12 protein-coding genes are annotated in these 13,358 nt (G+C 67.7%); 10 read left to right on the forward strand and 2 right to left on the reverse strand.

Annotated features, from left to right (window positions below; translation table 11 throughout):
- Positions 1-353: 353 nt before the first annotated feature.
- The 5 genes from U9977_RS05930 to holA all read left to right on the forward strand — a co-directional run bounded on the left by U9977_RS05930 (position 354) and on the right by holA (position 5,777).
- Complete coding sequence (locus U9977_RS05930; protein WP_322748156.1) at positions 354-1,022, forward strand: M50 family metallopeptidase; 669 nt, start codon at positions 354-356, stop codon at positions 1,020-1,022.
- Between the two features lie 33 nt (positions 1,023-1,055).
- Positions 1,056-1,772, forward strand: a complete 717-nt coding sequence (locus U9977_RS05935) for an SOS response-associated peptidase (RefSeq protein ID WP_322748157.1) — start codon at positions 1,056-1,058, stop codon at positions 1,770-1,772.
- Positions 1,773-2,177: 405 nt separating this feature from the next.
- Positions 2,178-3,140, forward strand: coding sequence for a ComEA family DNA-binding protein (locus U9977_RS05940; protein WP_322748158.1), 963 nt, complete (start codon positions 2,178-2,180; stop codon positions 3,138-3,140).
- Entirely contained in the window at positions 3,140-4,702 is a 1,563-nt protein-coding gene (locus tag U9977_RS05945; protein WP_322748159.1) for a ComEC/Rec2 family competence protein, read from the forward strand. The genes U9977_RS05940 and U9977_RS05945 overlap by 1 nt, the downstream gene beginning before the upstream one ends.
- A 91-nt stretch (positions 4,703-4,793) precedes the next feature.
- The gene (gene holA, locus U9977_RS05950) at positions 4,794-5,777 is read left to right on the forward strand and encodes a DNA polymerase III subunit delta (protein ID WP_322748160.1); all 984 of its coding nucleotides are present in this window, start codon (positions 4,794-4,796) and stop codon (positions 5,775-5,777) included.
- Positions 5,778-5,925: 148 nt separating this feature from the next.
- Here the strand turns inward: holA and rpsT are convergent, their stop codons facing one another.
- On the reverse strand, positions 5,926-6,195 hold the full coding sequence (rpsT, locus tag U9977_RS05955) for a 30S ribosomal protein S20 (protein ID WP_322748161.1): 270 nt from the start codon (positions 6,193-6,195) through the stop codon (positions 5,926-5,928).
- A 341-nt stretch (positions 6,196-6,536) separates the two neighbouring features.
- On the opposite strand from rpsT, the gene lepA reads away from it, so the two are divergent.
- Entirely contained in the window at positions 6,537-8,447 is a 1,911-nt protein-coding gene (gene lepA / locus U9977_RS05960; protein WP_416210485.1) for a translation elongation factor 4, read from the forward strand.
- 141 nt (positions 8,448-8,588) lie between these two features.
- Here lepA and U9977_RS05965 read toward each other — a convergent pair whose 3' ends face one another.
- Positions 8,589-8,759, reverse strand: coding sequence for a hypothetical protein (locus tag U9977_RS05965; protein WP_322748163.1), 171 nt, complete (start codon positions 8,757-8,759; stop codon positions 8,589-8,591).
- A 291-nt stretch (positions 8,760-9,050) separates the two neighbouring features.
- Between U9977_RS05965 and hemW the strand changes: the two genes are divergently transcribed.
- From hemW to U9977_RS05985, 4 genes are all read left to right on the forward strand, one after another.
- Positions 9,051-10,295, forward strand: coding sequence for a radical SAM family heme chaperone HemW (gene hemW / locus U9977_RS05970; protein WP_322748164.1), 1,245 nt, complete (start codon positions 9,051-9,053; stop codon positions 10,293-10,295).
- 208 nt (positions 10,296-10,503) lie between these two features.
- The gene (gene hrcA / locus U9977_RS05975; protein WP_322748165.1) at positions 10,504-11,523 is read left to right on the forward strand and encodes a heat-inducible transcriptional repressor HrcA; all 1,020 of its coding nucleotides are present in this window, start codon (positions 10,504-10,506) and stop codon (positions 11,521-11,523) included.
- Positions 11,523-12,671, forward strand: coding sequence for a molecular chaperone DnaJ (dnaJ, locus tag U9977_RS05980; protein ID WP_322748166.1), 1,149 nt, complete (start codon positions 11,523-11,525; stop codon positions 12,669-12,671). The genes hrcA and dnaJ overlap by 1 nt, the downstream gene beginning before the upstream one ends.
- A gap of 81 nt (positions 12,672-12,752) precedes the next feature.
- Positions 12,753-13,358: 16S rRNA (uracil(1498)-N(3))-methyltransferase (locus tag U9977_RS05985; RefSeq protein WP_322748170.1), on the forward strand; the 606-nt coding region annotated here is incomplete at its 3' end.

A 13,358-nucleotide genomic window follows, 5' to 3' on the forward strand; every position in this document is an offset into this window, starting at 1 on the left:
CTCCTGCCCCCGGACATCCAGCTTGAGGTCGAGAGCCTTGAAGGCCCCGAGCGCGAAACGGATCACTGGCTTGTAGACGAGCTCCGCCACCCGCTCTTTACCTCCCGACGTTCCCTGTCGTGACGATGACGCCGATCGGTCACGAGAAGTCAATATCTGATCGTACCCTTGGTGTCGTGAAGCGGGGGGACGCCATGTCGGCCGGCCCTCGACGATCTTTTGTCCGAGCATTGCATACTCGGGTCCTGACGGTCACACCGGCACCGGCACCGATACTGGCACCGCCCCCGCCCTCGCCCCTCGGCGGCGACTGTTGAGACAGGAGACGTACGACGCCTGACGAGTGGACACAGTTGCTCACGTCCGGGGACCCGCCGCGATGGACAGCCATTGCCGGTGCCGCCGTCGCCCTTCTCGTGGTGCTCAACAATCGTCTGTGGCCGTTGGCCCGACATGTGATCACCATTGCGCACGAGGGTGGGCATGCGCTCGCAGCGGTCGGAAGCGGCCGGCGCGTCGGCGGGATCCGACTACATTCGGACACTTCCGGGGTGACCGTGTCGGCGGGTCGCCCGACCGGGCCGGGCGTCGTGATCACGGTTGCGGCCGGCTACATCACTCCGTCCATCCTTGGCCTTGGCGGTGCAGCCCTGCTGGCTGCCAACCAGGTGAGCCTGCTGTTGCGACTCAGTGTCGCCCTGCTGCTCGGAGTGTTGGTGGCCATCCGTAACGCGTTCGGCGTGTTGTCGATAGCGCTGAGCGCGGTGACGGTCATCGCCGTGTCGATGCTGGCGCCGTCGCCCTATCAGGAGGTGTTCGCAGCCTTTGTCACCTGGTTCCTCCTCATCGGCGGTGTGCGGCCGATCGTCGAGGTGCAACGGACCCGCCGTCGGGGCGCGCCGACATCGGACCCCGACCAGCTGGCGCGCCTGACCGGCGTGCCGGGCGTGGTCTGGGTGGCCTTTTTCGCGCTCGTGTCCGTGTTCTGTCTGGCTGTCTCGGTCGAGTGGCTGCTGCGGTGACGACCGGGCCGTCGGCTGGCAGACTGTCATGGTGTGTGCGGTCGTTACGCCAATGCTCTGAGCGCGCGACAGCTGGCGGAGTCGTTCACGGCCCGTGATGAGACCGGTGGCGTCCAGCCGAACTTCAACGTGGCGCCGACCAGCGAGGTTCCGGTGGTTGTCATCCCGCCCGAGCAGCCGGACGGGGGCGCGCGGCTGCGGATGGCTCGCTGGGGGCTGGTGCCGTCGTGGGCACGAGACAGTGCGATCGGTAACCGTCTGATCAATGCTCGGGCGGAGACGGTGGCCACCAAGCCCGCGTTCCGTGCCGCGCTGCGCGCCCGCCGCTGCCTGGTGCCGGCCACCGGTTACTACGAGTGGCATCGGGTGGACGGCGCCCGCCGTGGGCAGCCGTACCTGGTGCATCCGGGCGATGACGGGCCCGCCGCGCTCGCGGGCCTGTACGAGATCTGGCAGCCACCGTCGGGCGCTGTACGTGCGACTTTCACCATCATCACCACCACCGCGGCCGGCGGCCTTGAGTTCCTGCATCCACGTTCGCCCGTGCTGCTGCCACGGGCGTCCTGGTCGCGCTGGCTCGACCCGCGCCTTGACGATCCGGCAGCCGTGACCGCAATGCTCGCGCCCGCGCCCGTGGGCATGTTGCGGGCGTACCCGGTCACCTCCCGAGTTGGGAACGTACGCAACAACGACCCGCACCTACTCGACCCGGTTGTCGGAGGCGACGCCGACGAACTTCCGTTCGCCTGATTGCAGCCGACGCCGGGGGTGCGCATCCGGGCGGGCTGGTGTTGGTGGCAACCGTGGGGAGAATGTACGAACTGATTGATCAAAACCGGTGACCGTGCATCAACAATGATGCCGAAGATATCAGAAGCATTCGGCATCCGTGGTTTTCCTGTGGATAAAAGTCGGATATCCACAGGATGGCATCGAAGCGTGCTATCCATGACGGGGCGTTCTACCGTCGCGGACATGGCTGATCTTCCGTTCATTCGCGCTACCCGCACAGTCGGCATCCCCGCCGCACCCCGGCGCCGGTTGTCGACAATCCGCACTCTGGCCTCGCACGGACCGGACGGTTACCCACCGCTGAGTCCTTCCGAACGCTGCGACGGAGAACCGCCGACTGTTCCGACATGTTGGACGCCCGTCATGGGTGACCCTGGGTTCCCCGCGGCGCAGGGTGGTCACACCGACGCCTCGCAGCCGGCCGCGGGCGTTTCGGAGGTGCTGGAGCCGCAGCCGGTGATGTTCGACGTTGCGGCACCGTCGACGCCGTCCGGTGCGCTCGCCGGCGAGCACAACGAAGGTGACCTGTTCGACGAGCTGTCGCCCCAAGGCACCGCCGGTCGGCTTGTGCGGCAACCGGCTGCCCGGTCCGGTCCGCTGGGTCTTGCTGAACACCTGCCGCGGCTTCTGCGCGGCGGCCTGGTCGATCCAGCCATCCGCGGAGCGCTCCTGCTCGTGGTCGTGGCCCTGGCCGCGGCATTGACGGCTGGATGGTTTGCCTGGCGGAACAGACCGGTCTCCCTGATGGCTGTCTCCGCTGGGACGCCATCGGCGCGGGCCCAGGGGCATGTGCCGGCGGACGCTGACAGCGCCGGTTCGAAACCGGTGATCTGGTCATCGGCTGGCGCCACACATAGCCCGGCGGCACAAATTGTCGTTGAAGTGGTGGGCAAGGTGCACAGCCCCGGTGTCCTGACCGTGGCGGCTGGATCCCGGGTGGCGGACGCTCTTGCGCAAGCTGGCGGCGTGCTACCCGGGACGGATACGGCCGGTCTCGCGTTGGCGCGCCGCCTGGTGGACGGCGAACAGATCATGGTGGACGGCCGTCCCGGCCCGGCTCCTCCCGCGCCGGCCGGTGCCGGGACCGGCGGTGGCACCGGTGGGGGCACGGGATCGTCGGCGATCACGCCGGAAACACCGCTGAACCTCAATACCGCCACGGTCGACGCTCTCGACGGGTTGCCCGGGGTGGGGCCGGTGCTTGCCCAGCGGATCGTCGAGTGGCGCAAGGCCCATGGCACCTTCACCTCGCCCCACCAGCTGGGGGATGTGACCGGCGTCGGTGACCGGCGACTCACCGATCTGCTGCCACTCATCACCGTCTGATGGCGGGTGATCGGCCCGATCGACCCGCCGACCTGCGGCTTGTCGGGCCGGCGCTCGCGGCCTGGGCCGGCGCGGCAGGCGCGGGCCTGACCGAGCCGGCCCCGGTCGTGCTGTTGATCGCCGCCCTCGTCCTCGGCGCGACACTGGTGTGTGCGGTCCTCCTGGTGCGGCGAACACACATCTGGCGGCCCGCGGCAACAGGGCTCGCTGTGCTGGCCTGCCTCGCCGCTGGGGTCCTCGCCGCGGGTATCGCGGCCCGTGGTCGCCTACACGGTCCACTCGCCGATCTTGATGGGATGCGAGCGGCCGCCACCATCGAAGGGACGCTCACCGGTGATCCGCGGGTGAGCCCTGGTGGCAACACTCAGCTGGTCATCGTCCCGCTGCGGGTCGAGCGCCTCACCGCGGCCGGGCGTGATCTTCGGCTGCGCCAGCCGATGCTCGTCCTGGCGACCGCGAGCGGTTGGGCGGGCCTGTTACCGAGTCAGCGGGTCCGTGCCGACGGCACGTTGGCGCCCCCACGCGCGGCTGACACGGTTGCGGCGGTCATCTTCGTCCGGGGCCCGCCGGTGGTGGTCGGCGGGCCGTCGATGGTGCAGGCAGCGGCAGCCCATCTGCGCCAGGGGCTTCGCGACGCGGTGTCGGGGTTGGACGGCCCGCGCCGAGGGCTGCTGCCGGGCCTGGTGGTGGGCGACACGGGCAATCTCGCCGAGGATGTCAAAAACAACTTCCGGGTCGCCGGAATGTCACATTTGGTGGCTGTGTCCGGGGCGAACTGCGCGATCGTCATCGCCGCAGCGACGATCCTCGTCCGGCGAAGTCGGTGTGGTCCGTGGCTGCGGGCTGGGTGGGTCGCACTGGCCCTACTCTGCTTCGTCGTACTGGCCCGACCGTCTCCCAGCGTCCTGCGGGCCGGTGTCATGGGGCTGATCGGGATTGTCGCGACGGGTGGTGGGCGGCAACGGGGGGCCATACCCGCGCTCTGCGCCACGGTGCTCATGCTGGTCCTCGTCAGTCCCGATCTCGCCCGCTCGGTTGGTTTCAGTCTTTCGGTGTTCGCGACCGCAGGCCTGGTGATCCTGGCTCCAGGCTGGCGGGATGCGCTGTCACGACGGTTGCCCACGTGGTTGGCGGAGCTGCTCGCGGTCGCCGTGGCGGCACATGTCGCCTGCTCGCCGGTGCTGGCCGCGATCGGCGGCGGCGTCAGCCTCGTCGCCATCCCGGCCAACATGCTCGCCGACTGCGCGGTGGCCCCGGCAACGATCCTTGGGGTGCTCGCCACGATGGCCGCGGTGTGCTGTATGCCGCTGGCCCGGCTGTTGGCCGCCCTCGCCGGCGTGCCATGCGAATGGCTGATCATGATTGCCGACATCGCCGCGCGGGCACCGGGAGCACAGATCGGTTGGCCGACCGGTCCACTCGGAGCCCTGGCCCTGGTCGCCGTCACCACGGCGACGCTCGGTGCGGTCCGCCGGCGCCGCGGACGCAGCCTTCTTGCTGCGGCAGCGATCGGAGCGGTGACCGTTGAGCTGATCGTCATGGTTCGGCCAGCCGGATCATGACCATCCACGGGATGATGGGCCGTCTGCGCGTCGGGTGCCCTTGACGAGGGCGTCGCGGGCCACGGGCCGTGCGCATGACATGCTCCCCAGCGTGTCGTCAACGTCCGCCCTGCCGCGGCTGGTCCTCATCGCCGGGGACGAGGAGCTGTTGGTCGCCCGGGGGATCCGCGACGTCGTGGACGCGGCTCGGGCCCACGATGCCCAGGTGGAGATCGTCGACCGGGCACCCGGCGAGTTGACCGACAGCGATGTGGTTGACCTGTCCAGCTCATCGATGTTCGGTGGGCTGCGCATCGTCGTGGTCCGCGGTGCGCAGGAGCTGGCGGACGATCTTCGGGACGCGCTGCTCGCCTACCTGGCCCGACCGCTGGACGACGTGGTCCTTGTCGTCGTGCACAGCGGTGCCGTGCGCAACCGCAAGCTGGCGGATGCGGTGAAGACGGCCGGCGGGCGGGTGATTCCGGCAGCGCGCGTCACCCGTCCGCGCGACCGGCATGACTTCGTCGCGGCCGAGATCCGTCGGCTCGGCGGCCAGATCGGCTCGGGCGCGGTGAAGGCTCTGGTGGACGCTGTTGGTGGTGATCTGCGCGAACTCGCGGCCGTATGTGATCAATTGGTTACGGATTCAGGTGGGCTGGTCAATGAGGCGGTGGTAGCCCTCTATCACCGAGGCCGAGCAGAGGCAACCGGTTTCACGGTGGCGGACGCGGCGATCGCCGGAGACCTGGCGCAGGCTCTGACCGCGCTTCGCCAGACGCTGGGCAGCGGGGTTCCCCCGGTACTGGTGGTAAGCGCCGTCACCACGGGGCTACGGGATCTTGCCCGGGTTTCCGCCGCCGCCGGTGGCTCCGCCTGGGAGGTGGCCCGCGCCCTTGGGATGCCCGATTGGAAGGTCGAGCGCTCCCAGCGGGCGGCCCAGGCGTGGAGTGATGCGGGGCTGGCGCGGGCGATGCGTGCCGCCGGCGCTGCGGATGCGGCTGTCAAGGGCGGCGCTGTTGATCCGGCTTACGGACTGGAACGCCTGGTCGCAGAGATCGTGGCGGCTCGTGGTCGCGCGACGGGAAGCCGCCGGTAACTCCGGGCACCGTAGCACCGTGGCACCTGACGGCGAGGCGCCGGGTCGCGGGTCAACCGGACCGGTTGCGTGGGTTGCTCGGAGCCGGCGGCGTCCTATCCATGATCATCATGGCCCTGGCCGAACTGGCAAGCGGGTGGATGATCGCTCAGGCGTCGGTCAGGGATGCGTGCCGCGCGGCCATCGCCGACTTCTTGTTGGCAGCCTGATTGGCATGGATAACACCCTTGCTGACAGCCTTGTCAAGCTTGCGTGACGCGATGCGCAGCTCAAGGCCGGCACGGTCCGGGTCGCCTGCGTCCGCGGCTGCGCGGAAGCGACGGACGACCGTCTTCAGCTCGGATTTGACGGCCTTGTTGCGCAGCCGTCGCTTCTCGTTCGTGAGGTTGCGCTTGATCTGCGACTTGATGTTGGCCACGCGAAAGAACCCCTGGTCGTCGAATCGGCATGGACGGCGGTCGGGCACCGGTGTCGGTTCACCACCGCCGGGTGGTGTGCGTCCATCCCCCCGGGAGCCAAGCCACCGGGGAAACATCGGTAACCCTATCAAGGTTTCAACGAACCACTCGCGGGCGGGCACGGGCTCCGCTCGACCGCCCCCGAATCCCGGCGCCCCCCGAATCCCGGCGCGTGCGCAGTGCCGGCGCGTGCGCCTGCCGGCCCAGCATGACGGCGACCGCTGAGTGCGGGCACGATGAGCCTGGCACGATGGGGATGGACCCACGGTCTGTGCAGTCCCACAGTGGGTGCAGTCCCACGATGCGCAGGTCCATCCCGACGAAACGAGAAGACTCCCGCGTGCCCGCAGCTTCCGACCCTCGCCGTGTCAGCCAGGCTTCGGTTGACCAGGCGTCGATCCGCAACTTCTGCATCATCGCCCACATCGACCACGGCAAGTCAACCCTCGCTGACCGGATGCTTGGTGTGACCGGCGTGGTCGAGGCCCGCAACATGCGTGCTCAGTATCTGGATAAAATGGATATCGAGCGCGAGCGCGGGATCACGATCAAGGCACAGAGCGTCCGGCTGCCGTGGCAGGCCGATGACGGTCGTGACTACATCCTGCATCTGATCGACACTCCTGGTCACGTCGACTTCACCTATGAGGTGAGCCGCTCGCTGGCGGCATGCGAGGGCGCGGTGCTGCTGGTCGACGCGGCCCAGGGCATCGAGGCGCAGACCTTGGCGAACCTTTACCTGGCGCTCGAGAACGACCTTCAGATCATCCCCGTGCTCAACAAGATTGATCTTCCGGCCGCGCAGCCCGAGAAGTACGCGGCCGAGCTTGCACAGATCATCGGCTGTGATCCTGATGATGTCCTGCGGGTATCGGGTAAGACCGGGCAGGGCGTGCCCGAGTTGCTCAATGAGATCGTCCGCCGGATCCCCGCGCCCATGGGCGACCCGGACGCTCCGGCTCGGGCCATGATCTTCGACAGTGTCTACGACAGCTATCGGGGCGTGATCACCTATGTGCGGGTGGTCGACGGCCGCCTGACCACCCGGGACCGTTGTCTGATGATGTCGACGCGGGCCAGCCATGAGACCCTCGAGGTCGGGGTGATCTCGCCGGACCCGATTCCACGCGACGGACTCTCCGCGGGGGAGGTCGGTTACCTCATCCCGGGTGTCAAGGACGTTCGACAGGCCCGCGTCGGGGACACCGTGACATCGGCGAATCGGCCGGCCGGGCAGGCGCTGGGTGGCTACCGTGATCCACGCCCGATGGTCTACAGCGGTTTGTATCCGCTTGACGGCAGTGAGTATCCGGCATTGCGCGAGGCTCTGGACAAACTGCAGCTCAACGACGCCGCGCTGACCTACGAGCCGGAGACGTCCGCGGCGTTGGGGTTCGGGTTCCGCTGCGGCTTTCTGGGGCTTCTCCATCTGGAGATCGTCCGGGAACGCCTCGAGCGGGAGTTCGGCCTTACGCTCATTTCGACCGCGCCGAACGTGGTCTACCGGGTGGTCATGGAGGATGGCAGCGAGGCGGTGGTCACGAATCCGAGCGACTGGCCGGCAGGAAAGATCAACGAGGTCTATGAGCCGGTCGTGGAGGCGATGGTGCTGCTGCCGTCGGACTTCGTGGGCCAGGTGATGGAGCTGTGTCAGGGGCGCCGCGGCACGTTGCGCGGGATGGACTACCTGTCCACCGACCGGGTGGAGCTCAAATACACACTGCCACTCGGTGAGATCATTTTTGACTTCTTCGACGCGCTGAAATCCCGTACCCGTGGTTATGCCAGCCTTGATTACGAACCCGCCGGCGAACAGGCATCCGACCTGGTGAAGGTCGACATCCTCCTCCAAGGCGAGGCCGTCGACGCGTTCTCCGCGATCGTACACAGGGACAAGGCGTACGGCTACGGCGTGGCCATGACCTCCCGGCTCCGGGAGCTGATCCCACGCCAGCAGTTCGAGGTGCCGATCCAGGCGGCGATCGGAAGTCGGATCATCGCCAGGGAGAACATCCGCGCGATTCGCAAGGACGTGCTGGCGAAGTGCTACGGCGGCGACATCACGCGTAAGCGCAAGCTGCTGGAGAAGCAGAAGGAGGGCAAGAAGAAGATGAAGACCATCGGTCGCGTCGAGGTCCCTCAAGAGGCTTTCATCGCGGCCCTGTCGACGGATTCCACCAACGCAGCCAACACCCCGAAGACCACGAAGTAGGAGTGCGTGGCCCGCTGCCCGGACCTCATCGGTGCGACGAGGTCCGGGCGGACGCGATACGACGCGGTTGCGGGTCGGGCGGTGGCGGGTCAGGCGGTGGTGCGGGTCAGGCGGTGGTGCTGAGCGTCGCCGCTGGCCAGTTCAGCTGATCCGGGGGGACGACGAGGGCAGTCGGATGGGTTCGGTAGCAGGTTCGTCGCGGTGGGTGGGGCTGTCCGGTCCGGTCGGTGCGCCGGATCGATACTCCGTTGCGTGGGGGGGAAGAAGATCCTCGATGTTGTCGAGGACACCGCGCACGGCGTCGTCATTCATGTGAATCAGCTTCCCCGACTGGGGACCACGAGTTCACGACGCTTCGCCCATATTGTCTGGTAGATTCACAACGAGAAGACAACATTGGTCGTACTCGGGTAACTGTCCATCGGGTGGCACTGTCCGTTCGATGGCGCTGTCCGTTCGGTGGCGCTGTTCATCCGGTGGCACATGTCTCGTTCGGGATTGAATGTTCCGTCTGGGTGACGGCCGCGATTGCTGTAACGAAAGTGGATGCAAGGGGCAGACACAGTGTCGCCGTTCAGGCACACTATGGTCATGTCACGGGTCATGTCACGCATCACGGCGGCCGCTTCCGGCCGCGGGTTGTCCGGCGAAGCCGCCCCGGCCGACGGCAGGCTTCCGGCGTCGGCCACAAACTTGGTGGGCACTCGCCCGTTCGGCGTCTATGTCCACGTCCCATACTGCACGACCCGCTGCGGCTACTGCGACTTCAACACCTACACGGCGACCGAGCTCGGCCCGGGAGTCGCGATCGGGACGTTCGTCGAGACGCTTGCCGGTGAGTTCCGCGTGGCCCGCGCCGTCCTCGGCGCGGCAGACCTGGCCGTCTCGACCATTTTCCTCGGCGGCGGGACGCCTACCCTCCTTCCGGTCGAGGACCTCAGGGCGCTGCTTCGAATGATCGACACGGAGTTCGGCATTGCCCCGGACGCCGAGGTGACGACCGAGGCGAACCCCGAGTCCGTGGACGCGAGCACATTGGAACAGCTGCGCGCCGCCGGCTACACGCGGGTCTCGTTCGGCATGCAGAGTGCCCGGTCGCACGTGCTCGCCGCCCTTGACCGTCGGCATACTCCCGGACGTGTACCCGATGTGGTCAGTTGGGCACGCAAGGCGGGATTCAACCATGTCAACCTCGACCTCATCTACGGCTCGCCGGGTGAGTCGGACCGGGACTGGCAGGCGAGCCTGGACGCCGCGGTCGAACTCGCTCCCGATCATGTGAGCGCGTATGCGTTGACTGTTGAGGACGGCACCCGGCTGGCCCGCCGGATCAGGCGTGGCGAGCTGCTCCCGCCAGACGATGACATGATGGCTGACCGTTACCATCAGGCCGAGCAGACCCTGACCGCGGCGGGCCTACGGTGGTATGAGATCAGTAACTGGGCCCGTGACGAAGCGTCCCGCAGCCGGCACAATCTCGGCTACTGGCGTGGTCATGACTGGTGGGGTTTCGGACCGGGGGCACACAGCCATGTCGGCGGTGTGCGCTGGTGGAACGTCCGTCATCCGGCCGCCTACAGCGCGCTGCTCGCCGAGCAGGCGAGTCCTGCCGCGGCCCGTGAGCTGCTGGACGACGACGCCAGGCAGATGGAGCGGGTGATGCTCGGGGTTCGCCTGGCCGACGGCCTCGCCGTCGACGAGCTGACCGACGCGGGGCGTGCGCGGGCCGCGACGCTTGCTGTGGACGGGTTGATCGAGCCGGCCGGGCTGGAGGCCGGACGCGTGTTGCTCACCCTGCGTGGCAGGCTCCTGGCCGATACCGTGGTCCGTGATCTCCTTCCGGACTGACCGGCGCCGCCCCTTGGCGAAGGCCTTGAGTTTCTGCACTCGCTGACGTGCTCGACCGTCTCGGCTGGAGGCCAAGACGGCTACAATTGGCACTCGAGGCAACGGAGTGCCAGGACGCTTCGGAAGTACGGGTTCTGGTCCTGGTCGCCTCGTGCGGTCGTGGCTGGCCTCGCCAAACGGCCTCAACGTGGCGAAGGGGTGAAGCGACGTGCTGGAAGAACGGCGGTTGGACGTTCTGCGCGCCATCGTTGAGGACTTTGTGCTGAGCAACGAGCCCGTGGGGTCCAAAGCACTGGCAGAGCGCCACCAGCTGGGGGTATCGCCTGCTACTGTACGTAATGATATGTCTGCGCTTGAGGAAGAAGGCTACATTACCCAGCCGCACACGAGCGCGGGGCGGATCCCGACGGACAAGGGCTACCGCCTGTTCGTCGACCGGCTGTCGGGGGTCAAGCCCCTGTCGCGGGCGGAGCGGCGGGCGATCCAGAGCTTCCTCGAGGGAGCGATCGATCTCGATGACGTGGTCCGGCGGTCGGTTCGGCTGCTGGCCCAGCTGACCCGCCAGGTCGCTGTCGTGCAGTACCCGTCGTTGTCGTGCAGCAGCGTCCGGCACATCGAGATCGTGACGATCACGCCGGCGCGGCTGCTTTTCGTAATGATTACTGACACCGGTAGGGTTGAGCAGCGGGTGGTCGAAGTGCCCGCCCCGGTTGACGATCTGATCGTCGGCGAACTGCGGGGTGTACTCAACGCCGCGTTGAACGGGCGCAGGCTGGTGGACGCGCCCGAGGCGGTCGCGGATCTGTCGGACGCCGCCCGCCCGGATCTGCGTCCACATCTGAATACGCTGATCGCGGTGGTGATGGAGGCGCTGGTCGACAAGCCCGAGGAGCGGGTGGCGCTGGCGGGTACAGCCAACCTGACATTGTCGGCTCTCGACTTCGCCGATACGCTGCGTCCCCTTCTGGAAGCGCTGGAGGAGCAGGTTGTTCTGTTGAAACTGATCGGCGAGGTACGCGACCTCGACACCGTTACGGTACGTATTGGTCAGGAAAACAGTATGGATGCGCTACGTTCCACCTCGGTGGTGGCAACGGGGTACGGTCGCGGAGCGTCCGCTTTGGGCGGCCTGGGAGTGGTCGGTCCGAGGCGGATGGACTATCCGGGGGCCATGGCGGCGGTAAGAGCCGTCGCCAAGTACGTGGGTGATCTCTTGGGTGCCGACTGATGGCCACTGACTACTACGAAGTGCTGGGCGTACGCCGAGACGCTTCGAACGACGAACTCAAGCGGGCATATCGCAGGCTCGCTCGGGAACTGCATCCCGACGTGAACCCCGACCCGGAGGCGCAGCAGCGCTTCAAGGCCGTGACCACCGCGTACGAGGTGCTGTCGGACCCGGAGAAGCGCCAGGTCGTCGATCTCGGTGGTGATCCGCTGGCTCCCGGTGGGGGAGGCGGCGCCGGGGCTTCCTTCGGGGCGGGCTTCGGCGGCCTCGGCGACATCATGGATGCCTTCTTCGGTGGCGGGGCAAATCGTGGGCCGCGCTCACGGGTCCGTCGCGGCAACGACGCGTTGCTCCGGCTGGAGCTCGACCTCGCTGAGACCGCGTTCGGGGCGACCCGGGATATCACCGTTGACACCGCGGCGGTGTGCGCCACCTGCTCCGGGGAGGGATCGGCGCCGGGTAGCCATCCGGTGACCTGCCCGGTGTGTCACGGGCGTGGAGAGATCCAACAGGTGACCCGGTCGTTCCTGGGCCAGATGGTCACTTCCAGGCCGTGCACCCGATGCGGAGCCACCGGGAGCGTGATCGAGCATCCGTGCCGGGAATGCGGCGGCGACGGCCGGGTACGTAAGCGGCGCAACCTTACCGTCAAGATCCCTTCTGGGGTTGAGGACGGGATGCGCATCCGGTTGTCCGGCGAAGGTGAGGTCGGCCCGGGCGGCGGGCCTAACGGTGACCTCTACGTCGAGGTACAGGAGCGTCCCCATCCGGTCTTCACCCGGGAAGGCGACGATCTGCACTGTGAGCTGCGGGTGCCTATGACGGCCGCCGCGCTCGGTACCACCTGTGAGTTGGACACTCTGGACGGCAGCGAGACCCTCACGGTCAAGCCCGGCACTCAGCCTGGGTATGTCATCACCATGAGTGGTCGCGGCATTCCGCATCTGCGTTCGGTCGGCCGCGGTCACCTGCACATCCATGTGGTGGTGGAGACGCCGACCAAGCTTGATCCTGATCAGGAAAGGCTGCTGCGAGAGCTGGCGAAGTTGCGGGACGAGGAGCAGCCGGCGGTGGTGACCAGTGGCAACGGGACCGCCGACGGGCAGGGCTTCTTCTCCAGGCTCCGCGGCGCCCGCGGCACGCGGTAGGCGGGGCCGGATGCGGGTTGCCGTGGGCCGGACCGGGCGCGGAGGAACGGACAGCTGACCGCGCCTCTTTTCCACCAGGGCCTGGTTCCCGACGGCAGAGAGCTGACACTCTCCGGTTCGGAGGGTCACCATGCTGCGACGGTTCGTCGACTTCGCCCCGGTGAACGCCTGGATATCACCGATGGTCTCGGGGTGGTTGCCGAATGTACCGTTCTGCGTTGTCGGCGCGACGAGGTCGACTGCACGGTCGAACGCAGGGTCGTGTACCCGGAGTCTGCTCCCCGGCTGGTCGTGGTCCAGGCCCTGGCCAAGGGCGACCGCGGTGAGCTCGCTGTCGAGCTCATGACCGAGGTGGGGGTCGACGAGATCGTCCCCTGGGCGGCTGCCCGCTCGATCGTCCGTTGGGAGGGGGATCGTGGCATGCGGGCGCATGCGCGCTGGTCGGCCACGGCGCGTGAGGCCGCGAAGCAGTCACGGCGAGTGTTCTGGCCCCGGCTGGCGGGCCTCGCTGACACCGCTGCGGTCGGCGCTCGGATCGCGACCGCGGACATCGCGGTGGTTCTGCATGAGGAGGCGACCGAACCGCTGGTCGCGGGGCTGCGCGAGGCGGGCGTGGCGGGATCGTCGGAGATCGTCGTGGTAGTGGGGCCAGAAGGTGGAATCACCGACAGTGAGCTTGAGGTCTTC

This window comes from Protofrankia sp. Cas8, from assembly GCF_963555845.1.
In the GTDB taxonomy this organism is placed as follows: domain Bacteria; phylum Actinomycetota; class Actinomycetes; order Frankiales; family Frankiaceae; genus Protofrankia.